Genomic DNA, 23,604 nt, shown 5'->3' on the forward strand with positions numbered 1-23,604 from the left:
CCAAACTGTTTTTTGCCTTTTACTGCTGACATAACAATACCCCCAATCATAGTTTTATTATCCTACAAATGGGGGTGTTTTTGCAATGTCCGTTTTTAGTGGTTCAGTTCAGATTTTGAATTGAGGGGGTGTGCATTTTTAGCATTTTTTATGTTCCCTCAGACTTATGTTTTAATAGGATTTATTACTAAGAGGGTCGTACTTTTACGCATAATTAAAGGTATAGTGAAAGGCAGTCTTCAAATCGCAAGATGAAGTAAATTTATTCAATGAACATTTCTAAAATAATGAAAAAGGCTACCTTGGGTACCATAGAAAAGAGCACTAGTTTTTAGTGCTCTTTTCTATGGTAAACTTTATTTTTTCTATATTAATTGTTTTTATTATGCTCAAGTTTTTTCTTCTTTGTAAAAAAGATTACACGGTCCCAGATGATATCAAAAATGTATGGACCAACCATAGCTGTTTTATCCAGATAAACCCTAAATGTTATAAGAGCGTCCTGATTATTATAAAAATGATGAGGATTTAAAATGTAAATTTTAAAATTTATTTTAAATATACCCAGTTATCGATAGTTAAATAGAAAAAGAGTAATAATATAATGAACCATGTTCAAGTAAACTATAGTGTGGGTTATCTTAGAATTGTTTAATTCTCAAGTTCTCAAGTTATAGTCATTTAACATTACTTGTTACTTATACAATTCAATTCTTTGAATAGACAGTGATATAGTTAGTATCGGTTCGCTTCCACCAAGCATATCCTCGACAATATTAATTGTGTTGTCGGGGATTTTTTATTTTATAGAATTAACTCATCATAAAAATAAGGGGTATAAGTGACTTAACCATTTCTTAACTATTTTTTTAGTATTGCAGAGGAAGCATAAAACTATATTGACATTATATAATTATGTTGGTACAATGTGTTAAAGAGTGATGACTAAGGTCACACGAAGGGGTACACCACCACGGGTGTAGGTCTTCGTGTGACCTTTTTTGCTGTATCCAAATTTTAGGAGGGGATTATGATATACGTAAATGGCAATCAAATGAGCAATGTGGATAATTTGAGTTTATCTGATTATCTAGTACGAGAAGGTTATACAATTTCTTTTGTTGCAGTTGAATGTAACGGTTCTATTGTGCCTAAAACTCAATATGAAGAAAAAATATTAACTGATGGTGATGTTATTGAAGTTGTAAGTTTTATAGGAGGCGGCTGATTTGAATATAAAGATTAATGGTAAACCAGTAACAACTAATTGTTTAACTCTTTTTGATTTGCGTAAAAAGCAGTATGATTATGAAAAAAATATAATAACTATTTTAAATGGATTTCAAACCTCTGATGATTATAAGATTAGTGAAAATGATGAAGTAAACTTTATTGAAAAAGGTAAAATGCCATCACAAGATGAATTCGAAAGCTTGATGTGTGCAAGACATACTCCACATGTATTTGAAAAAGTTAAAGCTGCCAGAGTAGCAGTTGCTGGTCTTGGAGGTCTTGGATCTAATATAGCAGTAAGTTTAGCAAGAACAGGAGTAGGTCATTTACATTTAATTGATTTTGATATTGTAGAACCCAGCAATTTAAATCGTCAGCAATATAAAATTAAACATCTTGGACTATATAAAACAGAATCATTAAAAAATGAAATTGAAGAAATAAATCCATTTATTAAAGTAACTATTGATACTGCTTTAGTTACTGAAGAAAATGTTCAAGAATTATTTAATAATGATGACATTATTTGTGAAGCTTTTGATAATCCCAAAGCTAAGGCTCTGCTTGTAAATACTATTCTTGAATGTTATCCACTAAAGAAAATTGTAGCAGCTTCAGGAATGGCAGGGTATGAAAGCAGTAATACAATAATTACAAAAAAAATAGCAGATAATTTTTATTTGTGCGGCGATGGGGAAAATGGTGCTATGGTAGGACGAGGTCTAATGGCTCCACGTGTATCTATTTGCGCAGGTCATCAGTCAAATATGGTTCTAAGATTAATACTCGGAATAGAAGAAATATAAATTTAACAGTGAGAAAATAAAGGAGAAGAAAACATGGAGAATAATACTGACAAACTTATTATAGGTGGACATGAATTTAATTCACGATTTATATTAGGATCTGGGAAATATTCACTTGATCTAATAAATGCAGCTGTTGAAAATGCTGGTGCTGAGATTATTACTTTAGCATTACGTCGTGCTAATTTGGGTAGTAGCGCTAATATTTTAGATTATATACCTAAAAATGTTACATTACTTCCAAATACATCAGGGGCTCGTAATGCGCAGGAAGCAGTTCGTATTGCACGTCTAGCACGCGAGATTGGATGTGGAGATTTTATTAAAATAGAAGTTATTCGTGATTCAAAATATCTGTTACCAGATAATTATGAAACATTAAAAGCTACTGAAATTCTTGCAAAAGAAGGATTTATAGTAATGCCTTATATGTGTCCAGATTTAAACGTTGCAAGAGATATGGTAAATGCAGGAGCTGCCGCTATTATGCCACTTGCTGCACCTATTGGATCAAACAAAGGATTATGTACACGTGATTTTATTAAAATTTTAATTGATGAAATTGAACTTCCAATTATTGTAGATGCAGGAATTGGACGACCTTCTCAGGCTTGTGAAGCTATGGAAATGGGAGCCTCAGCTATTATGGTTAATACTGCAATTGCTACAGCAGGTAATATTCCAGCTATGGCTGATGCTTTTAAGAAGGCAATAGAAGCAGGAAGAGGCGCATATCTTTCAGGGCTTGGTAGTGTACTTTATAACGGTGCTTCGGCTTCATCACCATTAACTGGATTTATTAAAGATTAAGGAGGGGATTTAAATGGAACAACGTGTTGATCATATGAAATATATGGAAGGTATGGAGGCAATTGAATCTAATGTTATGGATCAGGTTATCTCAAAAATGGAAGTATATGATTCTGAAAAATATACAGCTCATAATGTGCTTATAGCTCTTAAGAAAGACGTATTAGATATTGAAGACTTTGCAGCTTTATTATCGCCTGCAGCGTTACCTTTTCTTGAGGACATGGCTAAACGTGCTAAATTAGAAACACATAAGCATTTTGGTAATTCAGTTTATATGTTTACTCCAATTTATATTTCTAATTATTGTGAAAACTATTGTATTTATTGTGGTTTTAACCGCTATAATAAAATTAAGCGTGCAAGACTTAATGCAGAGGAAATAGAAAAGGAAATGCAAAGTATTGCTAAAACTGGATTACAAGAAATATTAATTCTTACTGGTGAAAGTCGTAGCATGTCTGATGTTTCTTATATTGGTGAAGCCTGCAAAATAGCTAGAAAACATTTTAAGGTGGTTGGTCTTGAAGTATATCCAATGAACTCAGATGAATATGCATATGTTCATAAATGTGGTGCAGATTTTGTTACTGTATTCCAGGAAACTTATAATTCAGATAAATATGAAACATTACATTTAGAGGGATACAAACGTGTTTTCCCTTATCGTTTTAACGCACAGGAAAGAGCATTAAAAGGTGGGATGAGAGGTGTTGGATTTGCTGCACTGCTCGGATTGGATGATTTTCGCAAGGATGCCTTTGCAACAGGACTTCATGCATACCTTCTTCAACGTAAGTATCCACATGCTGAAATTGCTCTTTCATGTCCAAGGTTATGTCCAATAATTAATAATGATAAAATTAATCCAAAAGATGTACATGAGAAGCAGCTGCTACAGATAATTACTGCATATAGAATATTTTTGCCCTTTGCAAACATTACTATATCAACTCGTGAACGTGCTGGTTTTCGTGATAATGTAATTGGACTTGCAGCAACTAAAATTTCAGCTGGAGTTTCAGTTGGAATAGGCGGTCATAGTGATAAAGAAGAGGCTAAAGGTGATGAACAATTTGAGATTTCGGACCCACGTACAGTATCAGAAATATCTGATGTAATTGCGAGTCATGGTCTTCAATCAGTTATGAGTGATTATATATATGTATAAAATGTTGGCAATTACCAATCGTCATCTTTGCAATAATGACTTTTTAGCACAGATACAAGACATATGTACATTGAATGGAAAAAATACAGTGATTAAGTCTGTTAGTATAGTACTTAGAGAAAAAGATTTGTCCGAAAATGATTATAAGGATTTAGCATCTAAGGTATTAAAAATATGTAAAAAAAATGATATAGAGTGTATATTACATACTTATTATAAAGTAGCAAGTGAACTTAATTGTAAAAAGATTCATCTGCCTTTACATGTTTTAAAATCTAAGCCGGATGTATGCAAAGAATTTAATGAAGTTGGAGTGTCTATTCATTCAGTAAATGAAGCAATAGAAGCTATTAATTTAGGTGCAACTTATATTATAGCAGGACATATATTTGCTACTGATTGTAAAAAAGACGTTCCACCAAGAGGGTTAAGCTTTTTATCAGCAGTCTGTAGTTCGGTAAATATTCCTGTTTATGCTATTGGTGGTATTTTGCCTGCAAATGCTCAAAAAGCTATTAATGCAGGTGCAGATGGTATTTGTATTATGTCAGGGTTAATGAATTGCAAAAGTCCTAGGGTATTTATATAAAAAACAAATGTGCACATTAAATGACCTCTTTACTTGGATGGATAAAATCTGCCAAGGAAAGTATAAAGCTACAATGAGAACGGTTATTCTTACTTTTATCAACGATAAAGCTAATATTCCTTATCTAGTTAATGTGAATGTGGATTCATCAGGTGATTTTATCTTCAAAGATGAGCTTGATATACTTGCTGATGAAAGTTACAAGAATTATTGGTTAAATTCTAGGCAAGATTTTTATGAAACACTTCAATAATTAATTGAATCAGAAAACGCTACTTATTATTTAATTTCTCTTACGAGACATGCTACATGTAGAAGATGATTATAAACATGGATAAATATGAAGAAAGCAAATCTAAGTAGTATAAGGTAATTATTTAAGGAAACTTTATAAAGCCATAATGCGATATCATAATCCTGGCATCCAGCAATGCCGAGAGCCATGATACACATTATGGTTTTTTTCTGTCTTCGTCTTGATAGATATACTCAAATCAATGAAGATGCAAAGATACTTAGTATACCCAAGTACCGGGAAAAATGGAATTAGTACAATTCGGAATTCATAATATTACAAATCATAATGGTGGAAGAACTGTATATCTGTGACTTTGATTATTGTTGGAATTGCGGAGGGGTATTAAATTAAGATGACAGAATAAAAAAGACAAAAGGTGGTTTTGATAAATACATTATACATGTAAAGTTTGCCAGGGGTTAAGTTTATACCTTTAGGAGATTTACCTAATATGATAGGAGCAGTAGTTATGGTTGTATAGTCATTTTTAATTAAATTAATATAAACTAAGATAACATTTGAAATAAAATGGGCAATAATTGTTTAATGAGGTGAAATTTATACATAAGCTAAACTGCTGGGTATCTATAGTTCATATAATTCAGTAACAAAAAAATCCATTTACCAAATTAGTATAATTTAGGTTATAATATATCTAAGTCACAACAGTAAAATAATGTGGAATATGGAGGGAACAAATATGAACAAAGAAATTTTAGAAGTTGCCACTACATTAATAGATTTTACTATGTGCTTAACTAATTTAAATAGCGTTAAAGCTGATGCAAATATCGATACAAAAGCGTGACGAACAGAACTTTCCCATAGCACTAGATCAGGCATTATTTTAGCAGACCATAATAAAGAAGCTAAAGACAGCCTAAAAGATAACCTAGAGACAGTCACTGTAATAGATAATCTATGGCAAAGTACAAAAAATGTATTTATCGTAGGCTACACAGGTGCAGTACCAGATGGAAGCGAGTCAAAGTTTGCAATCTTCAATTAAAGGATTATTATCGTAAAATAGCTTTGTTGGCATAAAAGTAATATACTCTAAAACTCAATATAATAAGGAGGTCTCGTTAAATGAATAAGAAATTAGTCTTAGGTGTAATGTTAACAGCAAGTTTGTTTGCAACACCTATAAACAATGCATACGCTGATTCATATAAGAGTGTTACTATAGGGTATGATTTGACGAATCAACAGAAAGAAGACATGTTAAAGTATTTTGATGTAGATAGGAATAGTGCGAGTGTTGTTGAAGTTACAGCTAATGAGGAGAAGAAATATCTAGGAGATACAGTATCTAGAGATCAATTAGGTAATAAGTCGATATCATGTTCCTATATTGAGCCAACAACTACTGGTGGTTTAGTAGTGAATACAAATAATGTAACTTGGGTAAATGCTAATATGATAAAGAATGCCCTAATTACAGCAGGAATTGAGAATGCTAATGTTAAAGTTTCTGCACCATTCTCTGTATCAGGTACGGCAGCTATGACTGGCATACTAAAGGGATTCGAAAATAGTAAAGACGGTAAGAAATTAGATGAAAGTACAAAGAAAACAGCTAATGAAGAGGTCGCAGTTACAGGCAAACTAGGTGAAGAAATTGGACAAGATAAAGCTGCGGGATTAATCAATGAAGTAAAGAGTGAAGTTATAAAAGATAAACCTAAGAATGAGGCAGGTATAACAAAAATAGTAAATAATATAACGAATAATTACAATTACAATCTGTCTAAAGATGATGTAAGTGGTATTGTTGGATTAATGACAAATGTAAATAAATTAAACTTGGATTACAACAAAGTAAAAGGACAGCTTGAGGGTGTAGCTAGTACAATGAAAAATACATTAGAAAGTGATAAGACTAAAGGTTGGTTCGCAAGTGTGTGTGCTTCTATTGGGAATTTCTTCAAAGGAATATCAGATAGTTTAAAATCATAAATGAGATGGGCATGGGAGGTATAAGTTAATGGGTGAAATAATATTAAAAAGGTAGACTTGAAAAGTGGTATGGTACTAGCCTATACATATTGAAATCTACTCTTTAGTTTAATGCCCCACCCCTACTGAGACACAAGAGTTCACTGGTTATTAGAGATGTCTTCTGTATTTAAGAGAGGCACCTTTATATAGTATCAAAAAAAAATATTATACATACTATAGTGTGTATAATATTTTTGTGGAGGATATATATGTACAGGTGTCATTATTTTTATAATATCATGTTATTAAATAATAAAGGGAAATTATTGCCTATAACAGCTGTTAACTTAAGACAACAATACTATGGATTCATTAATAGAAGTTCTAATATACGAATCCCTATACAAAATTTCTATAAATACTGTAAAGAAAATAGCAATGAGTTTTATTAAATGGAATGGTTTCAAAAAAACTCTCAATACTGATAAGTATATAAAAAATCCTACAACGCCTACTTACTTATATGTTATTTCTCAAGATACAATGACTTATTGTGAAAGAACAATGGTAGCTACCCTCCAAGGGTTGGTTAATACTCAATCTTATTTTCAAATATATACACTTAGTTCATTACAACCAGATTATCAAATTTGGCTAGATGATTTAAAAGATAGGTATGGAATTTCATACGAAAATATTTCGGATCCATGGGAATTATTAGATATATTTAAAAATAATGTTGATGGATATGTACTTTATAATAATAAATTATTAAAAGATCCTTCAATAAACAATGCTTGTTCACTTGCCTCATTAAATAATTGTATTGCAGTTGATGAAGATATCGAAGATAAAGTAAGATCCCATGGTATTACAAAGATTAAAGGCGACTGCCGAAGCACTGATGAAAGATGGGCTTACAATAATTTATGGAATTCTGGCTTGAACCATTCAATAATAATTCAACTATCCCCAGATAAAGTTGCGGCATTAAGAGACTATGCCATAATGACCAAATCCCTAATATTTTATGAAGACAAAGTAAGTGATACATCTCTTAGAGATAAAATATTTTCATCCATGGAAAAAGACTCCATTTGTTTAGGTTGGGGGCCAGATGAATTTATTAATATCAGTACAGTTTCAAAATATGGTATTAACATGACTGGTGCAGATTGGTCTTATAATTTATCTGTATTAAGTTCATTTCCCTCATTACCTATGAAACAAAAAACGTTAGTGAACATTCCTCATAAAGAAAATATTCATACTGTAACATTTATTATGTCTGATGGAGATAATCAACAGTGGGGCCTTGGAAATAATTATGGTTCTTCCAAATGGTATGGTTCGCCTAATAGAGGTAAATTTAATTTAGGTTGGTCATTAAGCCCATCACTATATTATCTAGCACCTACTGTATTTAAATTATATTATGAAAGCGCAGCTACTGGAGCTTCTAATGATTATTTTATAGTACCACCATCTGGAAATGGTTATATGTACCCAAGTAAATTTGATGAGAATACGCTTGGCATATATATTAATAGATTAAATGACTACATGAAAAAAGTAGATGAGAAATATGTAGCAATTATCGATGACTCCTCCTTTCATAACAAGGAGATTTGGGCTAAATTTACTAGGAAGCCTAATATACATGGATTGTTTTATCTAGATTATCATAGACACCACAACTATCACGGAGAAATTATATGGTCTAATAATAAACCTATAGTGTCCTGTAGAGATTTGCTTTGGGATAGGCTTGAAACTGAAGATGAGTTAGTGGAAAATATTAATAATCGAATTGACTCTGGGCAAGTAGATATTTATAATTCTAATAGTTATACCTTTGTTTATGTTCATGCTTGGAGCAAAAGCTTGAGTAATATTGAAAAAGTTGTAAATAAGCTAAAGGAAAATTCTAAAGTATCAATAGTTACCCCAGAAACATTTATGGAACTTATAAAGAAGAATGTTAACTGTTAGTAACAGTTAATTATCTGTGAATATTATCGCCTATTTTTTATTATAATACAGAAATATTTAAGAAAATTCATTTAAGGATGGTAATCTGATTTGGAAAGATAAAAATATGCTAAGCTAGACAAATAATATATTAAATGAATAGCTAGTAAAATTTATAATTTACTAGCTCATTCTTGAATTTCTTTTTAAAATGAGTATATGAATACATAATAGACTAGCAATAAGTTCTTTTTATTATAAAAATAAATAAAGTAGTATTTATGCCTGTATCAGAGGATGTAGTCTTATATTTTTCGAATACTCCATGATTTATAGAATTCAGGGTAGTTTACTTTAAGAAAATTCATATACTGTTTTTTGCATCCAAGATCTTTAAGAGATTTTAACATTAAGCGTAGATAGGATGTTTTTTTATCTAAATAACGTGTAGTGTCAACAATTTTAATTTTATTATTTTTAGTTACAAATACTTCACCCATTTTGATATCAATTCTTGTGAAATTTAATTTGATAAATACTTTAATAAGTTCTGTTAACTCTCTTGCTAAATTATTGTCTAACCCATATTTTTTAATATAATCTATAATATTTTGACCATCAACATATTCACGAATCATATATCTGCCTTTACACTCATATACTTTAGGAAATTGAGGGTACCCTTCAATATATTTAAGTACACGATATTCTAGCTGCATATCTTTAGTTTTTTTACAGATTTTTATGCAACGTGTTTCATCTAATCTATAAACTTTGCCATGATAACCTGCACCTACTAAAGGTAGATGTTTTATATCTATATTTTTAATTTTTATCGTCTCCTTTATATTTATGTAAAGTGATAATAATTTAGTTTAATTATAAAAACATATATAGATACTAAATATCTGTTCCAGTGAGTTTTACATTATACATTATATTACTTTTATTTATTAATAGTTCCAATATTGAAATTTTTCTATTGAAGGTAAGACAGTACGTGAAGCAACAAGGATAACTAAGGAGTTTGCTGAATATATAATTGAGAAGTATCCAGTATTAAAAGAAAATAGAACTTTAGGAGGTATGGAACAACACCTTCCATATTTCGACAAATCGCTAGCTGGTGTAGTTTATAAATCATGGACCTTTTTAGATGTAAATATAGGGGAGATAAATAGTGGGTTTCACCAACCGTGCTTCGCCTCCACCAGTAAAACCCTCAACTAATTAATTTTAGTTGAGGGTTTTCTTATGCCTTGAATTAGTTAGATTAGAGTGATGAGAGCATAAAGGGTAATCTAGAAAGCGTGATAATTCTATATTTATCCACCTAACTCAAAACAGGCAAAGAATTTGTTTCCAATGCTCAGAGGCTTTGTAAAAGAGCGAAATATGCCAGAGTGCAAGAAGTTTATCCAGTATATTTAGCATAATAAGTACAAATATTGATATGATTCATATGAAAGATATAGTCAAAGTAGTCTAATAAGTTAGTTAGCTTAATTGAATTAATTTAAATGTAATCAAAAATGTATAAGTTATCATGCCTGTAGATACACTTTAAAAAGTCTACGCTATACCTGTAAGGTGGATCGTACCATAAGTAAATGAGGCTTTTTCAAAACAAAGAGGCTTAAACTAATCTGTATATATAAATGGATATGTTTAGGCCTTAAGGGATTACTTATATAAAAAGACTTTTAGGTTACCTTTCTTATCAAGGGTGCCAAGCAGAACGTTTTTTACCTCAGTTTGATATAAACTTTGTAAACTAGAAACAACCCAGCCTTCATCCCTATGAATTTGTATTAGCTCCTTGGAAATAATTTTACCTTCCTTAATAATCGTCCTTGGCAAATCAAAAGGTTCTGTTTCCATTTGGAAGGATGAAGGAGTAATCGGTTCGTATTTTGGATGTAAAAAAACAGAAATTTTTCCATCAGCTTCCCAAATGGCTAATGCTACCTTTTTCACATCATCTATTTTTTCTTCACGTAATTCTTCTAATAATACATCAATTGATATTCTTGCTTTTTCTAATCCTTTATAAAGGATTTCTCCGTCCTGAACAATTGTGATTGGCGAACTATTAATAAGTCTTCTTAAAGATGGAAATTTAAGAATGCTGAATATGCCACCAAGATATAGGACAACTAATACAATTGTTGAAATGATGGACCCTTTTAACCCAAGATGTTCGTCAGACAACGGATGGGCAATAATATTTCCAATTACTAAAGCAATAACAAAATCAAGAAGCCTTAATTGGGAGATAGTACGCTGTCCTAAGATTTTTGCTACAGTTAGCAAAAAGAAAAAAGCAATAATAGCACGAAGAATCCATTCAATGGTGGTAAGCGTTTCCTGACCTTGTAAAAAATCCATAGAAGATACCTCCTTTATTCCAAAAATTTAATATTTATATTATTTTACCCAATAATCAATAAAAAAATTAAAAGAATAGTGAATTAACTTAAACATATGAATATGTGTTACTTGCAGTATTAATTAATGGTGGATTTCACACAGTGCTTCACCTCCACCAGTAAAACCCTCGACTAATTAATAAATTAGTCGGGGTTTTTTTTATTTTTTAAAAATCATTCTATGTATATTTAATGGGAGTTAGGTACATCATTATCTACAAGAGCTACTTTATTTTAAACCCAATTTATGTGAAAATTATTTGACTGTAATAGTAATACTTTAATTAAAAATGGGTTAAATGGTTGGAAAGTAGATAAATGGTTAAATACATTATCAAAATAAACGACTAATGAAAGGACATAATAATATGAGAGAAATAATATTACATTGTTTTCAATGGAAAATTTCAGATATAACTAGAATTTTAGCTAAAGTAAAAGAGTGTGGCTATACATCCATACAGGTTACCCCCATTCAACCTTGCAAAAAAGGAGATGAATGGTGGACGTACTATCAGCCCCTATCATTTAAAATAGGCAATAGGAGTGGCACAAAGGAAGATTTAACAGAATTATGTTATAAAGCTAATAAGATAGGAATTAAAATCATCGTTGACGTTGTATTACGACATTTAGCGGGTGATGAAAGTGGAAGTCTAATACCAAGCCAAACCGTAGACCCGGATCTACGAGATAACCCTAAATTTTGGACTAACGCAAAAAATACAGTGGATTATGGCAATAGAAATGCAATCGTTAACGGTGCTTTTGGGTTACCAATGCTCAATTATAATGATTCAGAGTTACAAAATATTTATATAAAGTTTTTAAAAGAGCTAAAGAATTGTGGAGTTGGTGGGTTTAGAATCGACATGGGTAAGCATTTTGCATTAGAAAGTGAAGGAAGTTACTTTTGGAAAAGGGTGTTTGGCGAATTTGGAGATATGTTCAACTATGCTGAATGTATTGAATCCAGTGAAGATTTGTTAAATAAGTATACTTCTTTTATCAATGTGTTAACTGACAGTAATGCAACCAATCAGAGCAGGATGGTTATTTATGTAATGTCCCATGATACCGAGGAAAGCTGGGGACTTACTAAAAGTATGGATGATAATGTGATAACATTAAAATGGGAGTTACTGTTAAAAAATTATAAAGAAAGCAATGTATTATTTTACGTCAGGGCATATTCAGATTTATGGAAAATGGAAATAATTAAAAATATTAATTTGGCAGGTTAAAAGATTGCTAGGCATAATCAAATATCTTAAAGTATTCGCAACTCTTAATCGTATAGGAATGATATGATTAAGAGTTTATATTTTGGGACAGAATATTATTGGTATAACAGCCGATTGGGAAAAGGATGACAATATAGAAAGGGAAGAATATTTAAATGAGCACCAGTGGCTATAGAAATAATAGCTGCTGATGCTCATTTTATAATCATAAGTTGAAAATATTGCGTAATGATATTATTTTAAAGTATTAGGTTCGTTTGTAGACATTGTATTTAGTCTCTCAATTTCATTATTTAATGAAGTTATTTCATCATTGAAGGTTTTGTTTTTAGTTTCTAAAGCATCTATTATAATTTGTAAGGACTCTGTTTTGCTTTTAAAAGTTTCATTTTCAATCTTTAAAGATGAATTTTCATTTTGATAATTTCCAAACTTAGTTTGATAATTATCAGCTTGCTTTGTTAGGCGTTTATTACCACGACTTAGTTTGAATTCCTTTTGAAGTCCAAATAAAGTTACTATTATAGCACCTATAATTGCAGATACAAAAATTATAAGGGCCAAGGATATGTAAAATTTTGTGGAAAAGAAATTAACAGATATTACTGCAGCATTTTGGATACCAAATAAGGCTACTAAAATAGCAAAAACCAAAGAAATTATAAAACCGATTCGCATTAGACATTACCCCCTTTATTTAATAATTCAAATAAATCATACCATATTTTTATCATTATTAATATGATACTGTGACATTAAATATTACCATAATTATATATGAAATCACATAATATTGTAACTGATTTACCTTCAAAATATGGAGTAATTGTTACTTAATTATACTTTTATTTATTGCAAACATCCAACAAAACAGTTGTGATTGGAAACACTGGATGGTTATACAAAATGATATGATATATTCAATAATGCATTCCACTCCCGTTTCCTCTAAAAACTTAATATATGCAATGCTTTCAGGATGAGAGGGTGAATGTTGTAGAAGTTCAAGCCTGTAAATATACTCATTTTTTGGTGCTTCAGTGAAAACATATCTACACCACGTATATTTTGTAAGAGTCATTCCATTAGCGGACATTTCATTAAGCCAGTTCTCTTCTTTTTCATAATCATAATACAACTTATAAATGTAAATTACTATAATTACCATATATAGTGAAAAAAGTGCAGATGCAGGTGGCATGAAAGTTTTGGGGATTGAATCTGCTTCAAATAACTTGCGAGCGGGTTATAAAGCTGATGATTTAACTAAAATTAATGTGAGAAAAATATTACAATAAAATCGGGGTAGTTTGGAGTGGAATTTGTTAATATTAGAAGACTATGATAGTATGTAATCTGATAATATATAGAATATATTAGATTAACAATAATGAACGGAGGAAATGAAATTATGGCTGATTTGCCAAATTGCCCAAAATGTAATTCACAATACACTTACGAGGATAGAAGTGTTTTTGTTTGCCCGGAATGTGCACATGAGTGGAATCTAGAATTAGAAACTGAAAAAATTGAAGATAAAATAATTGTCAAAGATGCAAACGGAAATGTATTAAATGATGGTGATTCTGTAACAATAGTTAAAGACCTTAAAGTAAAAGGAAGTTCATCATCCATAAAAATAGGTACAAAGGTGAAAAATATACGTTTGATTGATGGAGATCACAATATAGATTGCAAAATTGATGGTTTTGGATCTATGGAATTAAAGTCCGAATTTGTTAAAAAGATATAAATAGTAAAAAGCTGCTAGAATCAATTGATTCCAGCAGCTTTTTTAAGTTTAGCAACATTTAATTTGTAAGTTTATCTATTACATCTTTAGATTGAGAATACTTATTTAAAAGAGCAGTTCTTTCAAACATTTCAAATTCTTTAAAGTCAAAGCAAGGGGACACCATACAGCCAACGAGGGAATAACCTCGAAATATATAAATAGCAACTTAATTATTGTCTCAAAAGGAAAAATATGATAAAATTTAATTAATTGCTATTTTTAGTGTCCTAGGAGGAATGTAACATATGTTGCAACAAGATCATGAACAAGAACCAATTTATATTATAGAGTCAAAAAAAAGATGTGTTGAGTTAGGGAGGGATCCTAATAAACCTACTAGGTCACCCAAAAATATTATGTCGGAATCAAAGCTCTCAAAAAAAGAAAGAAGATTATAAAGACATCTTAGCGGTAGTAAGATTTTTTAGTGAGAAAATACTAAAATCATTAGAAGGTACACCCATATTAATAGTTATATCAGATGAAAGTGGTTATTTATTGGATACACTAGGAGATGAAACAATAAAATCAACCATGGCTTTATTAGGAATTAAGACTGGCATTCAGTTTGATGAAGATGAGATGGGTACAAATGTTGTTAGTTTAACACTAAAACAAAATCACCCAGTGCAGTTAATAGGAACTAATCACTTTCATAAAAAGTTGCATAACAGTGCTTGCTATGGTGTGCCATTTCATTTTATAGATGATATTAATCTACTCGGAAGTATATGTATAATGACTGCTGTTATACTCCACAATCCATTCTTCACAATCCATTCTTCTTATTGACATTAACAACTGTAGTTGACGCAATAGAACGCGAATTATTACTTAGAAAACAAAATGATAAACTTAAAATAATGAATCAAATGATGATAAGTAAAACTAAAAAAATTGAAGAACAGAGAATGGAACTAGAAGCAATTATAGAAAGCGTAACAGATGGTATATCTATTGTTGAGGATAGAGGACATGTTAAGCTTTTCAATGAAAGTTCAAGGGAAACGTTCGCCCCTCCCTTTGGTTATTTGGAAGATTTTCAAGAGTGGTAAACGAGATTGATTTTTCCTATTATAAAGGTGATAAAATTCCACTTGAAAGCACCCCCGCTAGTAGGGTTATGCAAGGTGATAAATTTTGTAATGTGAGGGTATCAGCAAGGTTACATAACAAGCTGGTTCATCTTGATATCAGTGGAACACCTATTTATGATAATGAAGGGAAATTTGTTATGGGAGTAATTTCAAGTCGTGATATGACAGATTATTACAAGCAAGAAGAATTTCTAAAAAGTAGAAATGAATTTTTAGATAGACTTATAGATAATCTTGAATTACCTGTAATTAGATTATCATGTCCAAATTTATTGGTTTTGGAAATAAACCAAAAGGCATTTGATATTGTAAAGACATTGAGACCGGATATTAAATCAACTGCTCAGATAAAAGGAAATAACATTTCAGATATTGTTACAAACCTTTTAGATGATGAAACTCCGCTGAATGTTATATATTCAACAATACAATTATTTAATATGTATTGTAAAAATGGTTCGTTAGATGAACAGAAAGATTCAATTTTTAGATATATTAACTCAATGATGCAAAATTGCTATAGGTTATCAAAACTTATTAATAACATAGTAGATTTATCAAAGATTGAAGCCGGATTTTTTGAGCTTAACTTATCAAATAATAATATAGTGGAGATTGTAGAGGAAATAGTGGATTCTGTTACCGCTTACACTGATATAAAAGGGTTAAGTTTAATTTTTGACACTGATATAGAGGAAAAAATTATTGCTTGTGACCCAGAAAAGATAGTGAGAATAGTATTAAATCTATTCAAGCAAGTTAACAAATCGCTATCTAGGAATGCAGAAGGTACAGGCATAGGACTGAGCTTAGTCAAGGCTATTGTTGAAATGCATAAGGGTAGAGTACATGTTGAAAGTGAGTTTGGGAAAGGAAGTAAGTTTATAGTAGAGCTTCCTAATATAAAAGTGATGAAAGAAGATATATTTGTTAGTAGTACTATCCAAAGTAAGACTGAAGATTTACAAGTTGAACTATCGGGCGTATTTACAAAGCTAAACTTTCATATATGATAGAATTTCTCTAAGAAACTACAGATACACTAAAAGTGCCAATGTTTTATTTATCATTGACACTTTTAGTGTGCTAAGTATTTATACCATTAATTAAGTAGTTATGCAGTAGTTTTTATAAATATATTAGAGTTAGTAACTTCCTGTGCCCATCATAGCACCAATGATAGCACCAAAAAACAAAATATATAATACTAATACGACCGCTAATATAATTAATTGAGCTTGAAAAAATGTTTTTTTACTCTGATTTACATCTTGTCCAAACGCCCAAACAAACATTAGCACTATGTTTGCAATAGGTATCAGTAACAACAAATAAGTAATTATCCAATCCTTTAATGTCATTGCTTGATTATTAATATCTCCATTTTGAATATTGTTATTATTAGTCTGAACTTGATTATTATTATCCACAGCGAATACATCCCCTCTTTAATTTAATTCTTAATATTAAAATGACAGTATAAACTTCTTATTTATAATTTCAGCTCTATTTTAGTATATTCTTAAATGTCATAAGCGTTACTAATCATAAATTATTTGCTAAAAGGTAGGATCACTAACTATAAATTAAAGATGTTTTTTAGACATCGGACATCTCTCTTGTAAAACAACATCTTTTATTATATGATGTAAATACAAAAATAAAGGAGGTTATCTTATGCCAAGGAAAGAAAAAAATTTATCTCAAAGTGTTGCTGATGATATCCTCGCAATGATTACTATAGACAAAAGGTTTGTTATTGGGGATAAGCTACCAAATGAAAATGAGCTAGCAAAGGAGCTGCAAGTAAGCAGGACTACATTACGGGAAGGCATTCGTATTTTAGTTACCCATAATATACTTGATATTAAAAGGGGAAAAGGTACATACGTAGCAAACCATGATAAGCTTGATGGAAATTTTGGATTAGAAGAGTTTTCTACATTTAAAACGAATATAAAAGATTTGTATGAAATGAGATTGATATTTGAACCTCAAACCGCTTTTTATGCAGCAAAACGTGCAACAGATAAGGAACTCGCCAGAATATTATATTATGGTAAATTAGAGGAAGAAAAAATATTAAATAATGTTGATCGAACCGAGGCTGAACAAGCTTTCCATAAATCGATTGCAAAGGCAACTCATAATGAGTTTATGAATAAATTAATGCCAATACTTTATAAAGCCATTGATAAAGGGGTTACTTTATCATTAGAAAATAAATCTATAATACGAGATACGCTTAATGATCATCACATTATTATGGGATTTTTAGAAGCTAGAGATGCCGAGGGTGCAAAAACTGCAATGAAACTTCATATTTTACGTGCGATGCGAGGACTAGGAATAAATAATGTATAGAATTTACATTACATCATTGACAACAGACGTCATACAACATACAATAAAAATATACAACGAGTTATTATAATATAAAAGGTGGTTAGATTATGAGAAGTGATGTAGTAACAAAAGGTACAAGCAGAGCACCTCAGCGTGCACTTTTTAATGCGTTAGGTTTCACAAAAGAAGAGATGGAAAGACCTCTTATTGGTATTGTTAGCTCAAAGAATGATATTGTACCAGGTCATATGAATTTAGATAAAATTGTAGAGGCTGTGAAAATAGGTGTGTCAATGGCGGGGGGGACTCCAATTGTTTTTCCAGCAATAGCCGTTTGTGATGGAATTGCGATGGGACATCAAGGAATGAAGTATTCATTGGCTACGAGAGATTTAATTGCAGATTCTACTGAAGCAATGGCAATGGCACATGCTTTTGATGCACTAGTAATGGTCCCTAATTGTGATAAAAACGTTCCAGGACTTTTAATGGCGGCTGCAAGAGTTAATATACCATCAATTTTTGTAAGTGGTGGACCTATGCTTGCAGGAAAGATTGACGGATGCAAAACAAGCTTTTCAAGTATATCGGAGGCAGTTGGTTCTTTCAATGTTGGTAAAATCACAGAAGAAAAGTTAGAAGAGTTTGAGAATAAGTGTTGTCCTACCTGTGGTTCTTGTTCAGGCATGTATACTGCAAATAGTATGAATTGCTTAACAGAAGTTCTTGGAATGGCACTTGGCGGGAATGGTACTATACCAGCAGTTTATTCTGAGAGGATTAGACTTGCAAAGCATGCTGGAATGAAAATTATGGAGTTATTAGAAAAGAACATAAGACCAAGAGATATTATGACTGAAGATGCATTTAAAAATGCTTTAACCATGGATATGGCTCTTGGATGCAGCACAAATAGTATGCTTCATTTACCAGCAATCGCACATGAAGTTGGTATTGAATTAAATGTTGATATGGCAAATGACATTAGTGATAAAACCCCTAATCTTTGCCACCTCGCACCTGCGGGACATACTTATGTTGAGGACCTAAATGAAGCTGGTGGCGTTTATGCTGTCATGAATGAGATTAATAAATTAAATTTACTAAATACCACCTTAATAACATGTACAGGTCAAACTGTTGCACAAAATATTAAGGGATGCGAAATTGAAGGTAATGATGTAATTAGAAGCATTACAAATCCTTATAGTAGTACTGGTGGCATTGCAGTCCTTAAAGGGAATCTTGCTCCAGATTCATGTGTTGTAAAACGCTCTGCGGTTTCACCAGAAATGTTAAAACACAAAGGGCCAGCAAGAGTATTTGATTGTGAAGAGGATGCATTAAGTGCTATTAACTCAGATAAAATTGTTGAAGGCGATGTTATAGTTATCAGATATGAAGGCCCTAAGGGTGGACCGGGCATGAGAGAAATGCTTAATCCAACATCTGCAATTATGGGAAGAGGGTTAGGTAATAGCGTAGCCCTTATAACAGATGGCAGGTTTAGTGGTGCAACTCGTGGTGCTGCAATTGGGCATGTTTCTCCAGAAGCAGCAGTCGGTGGTAATATTGCTTTAATAAAAGAAGACGATATTATATCAATAGATATAGAAGCCAACTCTATTGATTTTGCAGTTAGCGATGAGGAACTTAAAGTGAGAAGAGCAAATTGGAAACCAAGACAACCTAAGATTACTACAGGCTATCTTGCAAGGTATGCTGCATTAGTATCATCTGGTAACAGAGGTGCTATTTTAGAAATTCCTAAAGCCTAATTTAAAATTAATTTAATAAATTACAAATAAACGCCGCATTTTAGAAACTCATAGGCATGAAGGCTTTATAAAGCGTTTTTGTAAGGTTATAATATATTCGCCTGAAAAATATTATTTTACAACACAGTTGGATGTAATACCGTGAGTTCATATGATGTAAATTACAACCTCGACTAGATAATTAGTCGAGGTTGTAATTCATTAATTATTAAAAAAACTATAACATATCAGTGTTACTGTGCGTTTCGTGTAGTACTAATAAGGGTATTAAGTGAGTTAATATTAGTTTGATGTTGAGTTATTATATTATTTAAAAGCTTCGAGCTACTAGAATTAGTGTTATCAGCTAATAATTCCTTTATAGCTTTTATACCCATGTACTCATCTTGAAGTGCTTCTTTGAGATAAGCAGTATTATCAGTAGTACCAATATGCTTTATATTCGAAATAGTCTCTGCTACTACACCTTGAATTCCTACACTTTCTGATGGATTACCACCGAGGTTCTGTATTTTAGTACAGATTTGAGAAGCGTGGTGCCTATGAGTTTGCTGTATTTTTTGTAGTTCATTTTTAGTGATTACAGCGTTTGCATGCTCGATTAAGGCATCAAAACTTTTAATAGCCATATATTCACCTTCGAGAATGGTATTTAAACTCTTAATATTCTTACTATTCATAATATCACCTCCTCTATTATTTATGTTGCCCAAATGAACTATTAATATCATAAATAAATCTCATGAATTTATAATTAATATTTTTAGAGTATTATGCAAGTTCTTGGTAACGGAGGATACTTACTTTTTAGTGCAAGTATATTACTATGTTATTAAGGAAATATATATAAGTAAAAGAAAAAATGAATTAAAGGAGTGATATTAATGAAAGCTCACGTTGATAAGGATACATGTATTGGATGTGGATTGTGCCCAGAAGTATGTCCTGAAATTTTCGAAATGGATGAAGATGGAAAAGCCGTGGCATCATCAGATGAAGTGCTAGAAAATTTATTAAGTAGTGCAAAGGATGCAGAAGAACAATGTCCTGTTAATGCAATTACAGTAGAGTAAAACAATTGAAATGCACCAATTATGTGTTTTAGGGTATGAAATTAAATCCTACTATAAAACATAAAATTGGTGCTGAGTTTTTAATATAGCTTGTTTATTAACAATTAACTTTCTATTAAATACTAATAATGTATACCATTATTAATATCAAAAATATATTTTGTGCTCCAATCCTTATATAATTGTATATCTGTATTTTGTAGGGTGTTGAAGAAATCATCTAATACACCTAATTTATATAAACTTTTTAAGATTGAATTTGGGTACGGAATGATTTTGTCATAGGTCCGTCTGGGATCAATAATCATAATAGACACATCTTCTTGAACAAATATATGCTCACATCTAATGTCGAGTCTAGTGAAACCTAAATTTTTAAAATCCTTAATTAATTCAATTAAATTTTTAGATAAATTAGCACTAAGACCGTACTGCATAATATAATTTTCAATTAGTACCCCGCCAACATAGTCTCTTATCATGCAGTTACTGTTATATTCATAAACATTAGGAAAATGTTTATTTCCTTCAACAGATTTTAATATTTCATATTCATGTTTGCAATTTGCTTCTTTAAAAAATATCTTTAAAGCATTGCCATCAGGCAATAAATAGACTTTCCCATTACGTCCTTGCCCTAAATACTTACAAGTGCTTAAATCTATATTAAAGCAGTTTATATTTCCGTTATTTGAATTTTTTATGCTTCTCAAGTTATATCACCTCCTTCCTTAATATGTATCTAGATTTGTGAAGCAATTATAAATTCACAGATACAATTAAGAAATGGTTATTTAAAGATGATAATAATAAATTTTTACTATATATTATTAATTATATATGAGAGTGTGACACAGGCAAAATAAATAAACTATAAATATCTTGATTAATAAAACTATGAACTTTATAATTGGGTTATAAGCTTAAAAGAAGGTGACAAATGGGTACAATTAATGATTACTACAATCAAGTTATATGTGATATTAATGAAGGTGTTATTGTTATAGATAAAAAAGGAATTATAAAAATTATTAATAATGCAGCTGAAAAAATGTTGAAGGTTGATGCAGAAAGTAGCATAGGAAAATATATTTTAAATATATTCCCGTATGGTGAATTATTAAGTGTAATTAAAAATGGAGAAGCACAATTGAATAAAGAAGAGGGAGAATTTATTGTTACCCGTAAAGTTATAAGTCGAAATGGAGAAGTTATAGGTGGACTCCAAATATTTAGTGAAAAAATAGATAATAAGTTATTAGTTCATTCAGAAGAGGATATAACTCGAGGGAACATTATAAAAACAATATTTAATACTTTAGATGAATTTGTAGTTGTAGTAGATGAGAATGGAATTATAACTATGATGAGTAATGGATATAAAGAATTTATTAAATGCCAAAATCCAGAAGGAAAACATGTAACAGAAGTTATTGAGAATACAAAATTACATATAGTTGCAAGGACTGGTAAAAAAGAGTACGGAGTGATTCAAGAAACTAATGGTCATAAAATGATTTCTATGAGGGTTCCTATAAAGGAAGATGGTATAATTGTTGGGGCAATTGGAAAAGTAATGTTTAAGGATTATTGCAATTTTAAAATATTAGGTAATAATCTAAGTAATTTAGAGAAAGAAGTTGAATACAGTAAAAAGGAACTAAGCACAGATCAAAAAGCAATATATACTTTTGATAACATTATAGGTGAAAGTATTAAAAGTTTAGAAGTAATGAACCTTGCGAAAAGAGTGGCAAAAATAGACTCAAACGTTTTAATTACTGGAGAAAGTGGAACTGGTAAAGAACTTTTCGCTCATTCTATTCACAATGCTAGTAGAAGGTGTTTAAAACCATTTATAAAAATTAATTGTGGAGCTATTCCAAGAGAGCTTTTTGAGTCAGAAATGTTTGGCTATGAGGAAGGTGCTTTCACGGGTGCTAAAAAATCAGGTAAGAGAGGTAAGTTTGAACATGCAAATGGTGGTACTATATTATTAGATGAAATTGGTGATATGCCTATGAATATGCAAGTTAAACTTCTAAGAGTTATTCAAGAAAAAGAATTGGTAAAAGTTGGTGGAAACGATGCTATAAAAATCGACGTGCGAATAATTGCATCTACTAATAAGTCATTAGAAAAGTTGATTCAAGATGGAAAATTTAGAGAAGATTTGTATTATAGGTTGGATGTTATGCATTTAAAAATACCTTCATTAAGAGAAAGAATAGAAGATATTGAAGAGTTATCAAATCAGTTAAGAATAAAAATATGCGAAAAACAGGGCATTTATTCTGAAGGTATTTCTACAGAAGCTATTGGTTATCTAAAATCATATAGTTGGCCAGGAAACATAAGACAACTTGAAAATGTAATAGAAAGAGCTATTAACATGCTTGATGCGGACTTTTGTATAATGCCTAAGCATTTACCTGAAAAGATAACAGCAAATAAGATAAAAAAATATTCATTAGAAAATAACTATCTAAAAGAGGTTGTTGAGACTGTTGAAAAAGACCTTATTATGGAGTGTATAAAAAAGACAGGTGGAAATAAAAAAGAAACGGCGAGGATATTGGGGCTTAGTAGAGCTGGATTATATAAAAAATTAAATAGATATAATTTAATGAAATTGGCTAATCTACAATAGTACACATGTAAACACTATGTACATGTGCTATTTTTATATAAATAATAGATACTCTATTACAACTGAGGATATTAGGGAAAATTTAAAGCTTACTCATATCAATACATTGAAAGTACTTTTAGTTATTTTTTTAACATATTAGTTATAATATTAACAAGCTAAACTAAGACAAGCAGTTACAGTTATTAATGTTAACTAAGTATACAGTTGTAATTATAATTAGCCTTACAATATTGGAAGAGGTTGGTATGATGAGCTTTGCGCAAGGTGGAATACTTGGCATGAAAAATGCTTATACTATATACATATACATAGGGAAACTTTTAAAGCAGATGATGAATTCCTATTATGTAGCAACAATAAATTAAAAAAA

25 protein-coding genes and 3 pseudogenes are annotated in these 23,604 nt (G+C 30.8%); 20 read left to right on the forward strand and 8 right to left on the reverse strand.

Annotation, left to right across the window (positions count from 1 at the left end):
• Positions 1-1,030: 1,030 nt before the first annotated feature.
• From thiS to LGK95_RS06870, 9 genes and pseudogenes are all read left to right on the forward strand, one after another.
• On the forward strand, positions 1,031-1,228 hold the full coding sequence (gene thiS, locus LGK95_RS06830) for a sulfur carrier protein ThiS (RefSeq protein ID WP_226123521.1): 198 nt from the start codon (positions 1,031-1,033) through the stop codon (positions 1,226-1,228).
• A 1-nt stretch (position 1,229) separates the two neighbouring features.
• Positions 1,230-2,039 (forward strand): thiamine biosynthesis protein ThiF, encoded by an 810-nt coding sequence (thiF, locus tag LGK95_RS06835; protein ID WP_226123523.1) that lies wholly within the window; start codon positions 1,230-1,232, stop codon positions 2,037-2,039.
• Positions 2,040-2,072: 33 nt separating this feature from the next.
• Entirely contained in the window at positions 2,073-2,849 is a 777-nt protein-coding gene (locus LGK95_RS06840; protein WP_226123525.1) for a thiazole synthase, read from the forward strand.
• A 13-nt stretch (positions 2,850-2,862) separates the two neighbouring features.
• On the forward strand, positions 2,863-4,020 hold the full coding sequence (gene thiH / locus LGK95_RS06845) for a 2-iminoacetate synthase ThiH (RefSeq protein ID WP_226123527.1): 1,158 nt from the start codon (positions 2,863-2,865) through the stop codon (positions 4,018-4,020).
• Complete coding sequence (locus tag LGK95_RS06850) at positions 4,013-4,609, forward strand: thiamine phosphate synthase (protein WP_226123529.1); 597 nt, start codon at positions 4,013-4,015, stop codon at positions 4,607-4,609. Before thiH ends, LGK95_RS06850 begins: the two co-directional genes overlap by 8 nt.
• A gap of 7 nt (positions 4,610-4,616) precedes the next feature.
• The gene (locus LGK95_RS06855; RefSeq protein ID WP_226123531.1) at positions 4,617-4,862 is read left to right on the forward strand and encodes a hypothetical protein; all 246 of its coding nucleotides are present in this window, start codon (positions 4,617-4,619) and stop codon (positions 4,860-4,862) included.
• Positions 4,863-5,143: 281 nt separating this feature from the next.
• Positions 5,144-5,218 (forward strand): annotated as a pseudogene (locus tag LGK95_RS22800) (HNH endonuclease); the annotation flags it as partial.
• A 778-nt stretch (positions 5,219-5,996) separates the two neighbouring features.
• Positions 5,997-6,866, forward strand: coding sequence for a DUF1002 domain-containing protein (locus tag LGK95_RS06865; protein ID WP_226123533.1), 870 nt, complete (start codon positions 5,997-5,999; stop codon positions 6,864-6,866).
• A gap of 383 nt (positions 6,867-7,249) precedes the next feature.
• Positions 7,250-8,840: pseudogene (locus LGK95_RS06870) on the forward strand (GxGYxYP domain-containing protein); the annotation flags it as partial.
• Positions 8,841-9,124: 284 nt separating this feature from the next.
• Here LGK95_RS06870 and LGK95_RS06875 read toward each other — a convergent pair.
• Positions 9,125-9,538, reverse strand: a complete 414-nt coding sequence (locus tag LGK95_RS06875; RefSeq protein ID WP_226123535.1) for an AarF/UbiB family protein — start codon at positions 9,536-9,538, stop codon at positions 9,125-9,127.
• Positions 9,539-10,502: 964 nt separating this feature from the next.
• Complete coding sequence (locus LGK95_RS06880) at positions 10,503-11,207, reverse strand: DUF421 domain-containing protein (RefSeq protein ID WP_226123537.1); 705 nt, start codon at positions 11,205-11,207, stop codon at positions 10,503-10,505.
• Between the two features lie 409 nt (positions 11,208-11,616).
• On the opposite strand from LGK95_RS06880, the gene LGK95_RS06885 reads away from it, so the two are divergent.
• Complete coding sequence (locus LGK95_RS06885) at positions 11,617-12,492, forward strand: alpha-amylase family glycosyl hydrolase (protein WP_226123539.1); 876 nt, start codon at positions 11,617-11,619, stop codon at positions 12,490-12,492.
• 234 nt (positions 12,493-12,726) lie between these two features.
• On the opposite strand, the gene LGK95_RS06890 is transcribed toward LGK95_RS06885, so the two are convergent.
• Both LGK95_RS06890 and LGK95_RS06895 read right to left on the reverse strand, forming a co-directional pair.
• Positions 12,727-13,170: a LapA family protein gene (locus LGK95_RS06890; RefSeq protein ID WP_226123541.1), complete on the reverse strand. Its 444-nt coding sequence runs from the start codon at positions 13,168-13,170 to the stop codon at positions 12,727-12,729.
• Between the two features lie 151 nt (positions 13,171-13,321).
• Positions 13,322-13,693: a DUF2812 domain-containing protein gene (locus tag LGK95_RS06895; RefSeq protein ID WP_226123543.1), complete on the reverse strand. Its 372-nt coding sequence runs from the start codon at positions 13,691-13,693 to the stop codon at positions 13,322-13,324.
• A gap of 210 nt (positions 13,694-13,903) precedes the next feature.
• On the opposite strand from LGK95_RS06895, the gene LGK95_RS06900 reads away from it, so the two are divergent.
• On the forward strand, positions 13,904-14,245 hold the full coding sequence (locus tag LGK95_RS06900) for a zinc ribbon domain-containing protein YjdM (protein ID WP_226123544.1): 342 nt from the start codon (positions 13,904-13,906) through the stop codon (positions 14,243-14,245).
• A gap of 58 nt (positions 14,246-14,303) precedes the next feature.
• Here LGK95_RS06900 and LGK95_RS06905 read toward each other — a convergent pair.
• Positions 14,304-14,432 (reverse strand): annotated as a pseudogene (locus LGK95_RS06905) (cupin domain-containing protein); the annotation flags it as partial.
• A gap of 100 nt (positions 14,433-14,532) precedes the next feature.
• Here LGK95_RS06905 and LGK95_RS06910 point away from each other — a divergent pair.
• The 4 genes from LGK95_RS06910 to LGK95_RS22645 all read left to right on the forward strand — a co-directional run bounded on the left by LGK95_RS06910 (position 14,533) and on the right by LGK95_RS22645 (position 16,397).
• On the forward strand, positions 14,533-14,685 hold the full coding sequence (locus LGK95_RS06910; protein WP_226123546.1) for a hypothetical protein: 153 nt from the start codon (positions 14,533-14,535) through the stop codon (positions 14,683-14,685).
• A 100-nt stretch (positions 14,686-14,785) separates the two neighbouring features.
• The gene (locus LGK95_RS06915; protein ID WP_226123548.1) at positions 14,786-15,079 is read left to right on the forward strand and encodes a hypothetical protein; all 294 of its coding nucleotides are present in this window, start codon (positions 14,786-14,788) and stop codon (positions 15,077-15,079) included.
• Positions 15,076-15,342 (forward strand): hypothetical protein, encoded by a 267-nt coding sequence (locus LGK95_RS06920; RefSeq protein ID WP_226123550.1) that lies wholly within the window; start codon positions 15,076-15,078, stop codon positions 15,340-15,342. Before LGK95_RS06915 ends, LGK95_RS06920 begins: the two co-directional genes overlap by 4 nt.
• Entirely contained in the window at positions 15,336-16,397 is a 1,062-nt protein-coding gene (locus LGK95_RS22645; protein WP_226123553.1) for a PAS domain-containing sensor histidine kinase, read from the forward strand. The genes LGK95_RS06920 and LGK95_RS22645 overlap by 7 nt, the downstream gene beginning before the upstream one ends.
• Before the next feature lie 132 nt (positions 16,398-16,529).
• On the opposite strand, the gene LGK95_RS06930 is transcribed toward LGK95_RS22645, so the two are convergent.
• Positions 16,530-16,814: a hypothetical protein gene (locus LGK95_RS06930; protein WP_226123555.1), complete on the reverse strand. Its 285-nt coding sequence runs from the start codon at positions 16,812-16,814 to the stop codon at positions 16,530-16,532.
• A 247-nt stretch (positions 16,815-17,061) separates the two neighbouring features.
• Here LGK95_RS06930 and LGK95_RS06935 point away from each other — a divergent pair, with 247 nt between their 5' ends.
• A complete protein-coding gene (locus LGK95_RS06935; protein ID WP_226123556.1) occupies positions 17,062-17,748 on the forward strand; it encodes a FadR/GntR family transcriptional regulator in 687 nt (228 codons plus the stop codon).
• Between the two features lie 89 nt (positions 17,749-17,837).
• A complete protein-coding gene (gene ilvD / locus LGK95_RS06940) occupies positions 17,838-19,508 on the forward strand; it encodes a dihydroxy-acid dehydratase (protein WP_226123559.1) in 1,671 nt (556 codons plus the stop codon).
• Positions 19,509-19,741: 233 nt separating this feature from the next.
• Here ilvD and LGK95_RS06945 read toward each other — a convergent pair whose 3' ends face one another.
• A complete protein-coding gene (locus tag LGK95_RS06945) occupies positions 19,742-20,188 on the reverse strand; it encodes a DUF2383 domain-containing protein (RefSeq protein ID WP_226123560.1) in 447 nt (148 codons plus the stop codon).
• Positions 20,189-20,392: 204 nt separating this feature from the next.
• Here LGK95_RS06945 and LGK95_RS06950 point away from each other — a divergent pair, with 204 nt between their 5' ends.
• Complete coding sequence (locus LGK95_RS06950; protein WP_226123561.1) at positions 20,393-20,581, forward strand: ferredoxin; 189 nt, start codon at positions 20,393-20,395, stop codon at positions 20,579-20,581.
• Between the two features lie 122 nt (positions 20,582-20,703).
• Here LGK95_RS06950 and LGK95_RS06955 read toward each other — a convergent pair whose 3' ends face one another.
• A complete protein-coding gene (locus tag LGK95_RS06955; protein WP_226123562.1) occupies positions 20,704-21,294 on the reverse strand; it encodes a protein kinase family protein in 591 nt (196 codons plus the stop codon).
• A 227-nt stretch (positions 21,295-21,521) separates the two neighbouring features.
• Between LGK95_RS06955 and LGK95_RS06960 the strand changes: the two genes are divergently transcribed.
• Positions 21,522-23,231, forward strand: coding sequence for a sigma-54 interaction domain-containing protein (locus tag LGK95_RS06960; RefSeq protein WP_226123563.1), 1,710 nt, complete (start codon positions 21,522-21,524; stop codon positions 23,229-23,231).
• 188 nt (positions 23,232-23,419) lie between these two features.
• Positions 23,420-23,599, forward strand: a complete 180-nt coding sequence (locus LGK95_RS06965) for a hypothetical protein (protein WP_226123564.1) — start codon at positions 23,420-23,422, stop codon at positions 23,597-23,599.
• The last annotated feature ends 5 nt before the right edge of the window (positions 23,600-23,604 follow it).

Origin of the sequence: Clostridium algoriphilum (genome assembly GCF_020443705.1) — a bacterium.
GTDB classification, from domain to species: domain Bacteria; phylum Bacillota; class Clostridia; order Clostridiales; family Clostridiaceae; genus Clostridium_AD; species Clostridium_AD algoriphilum.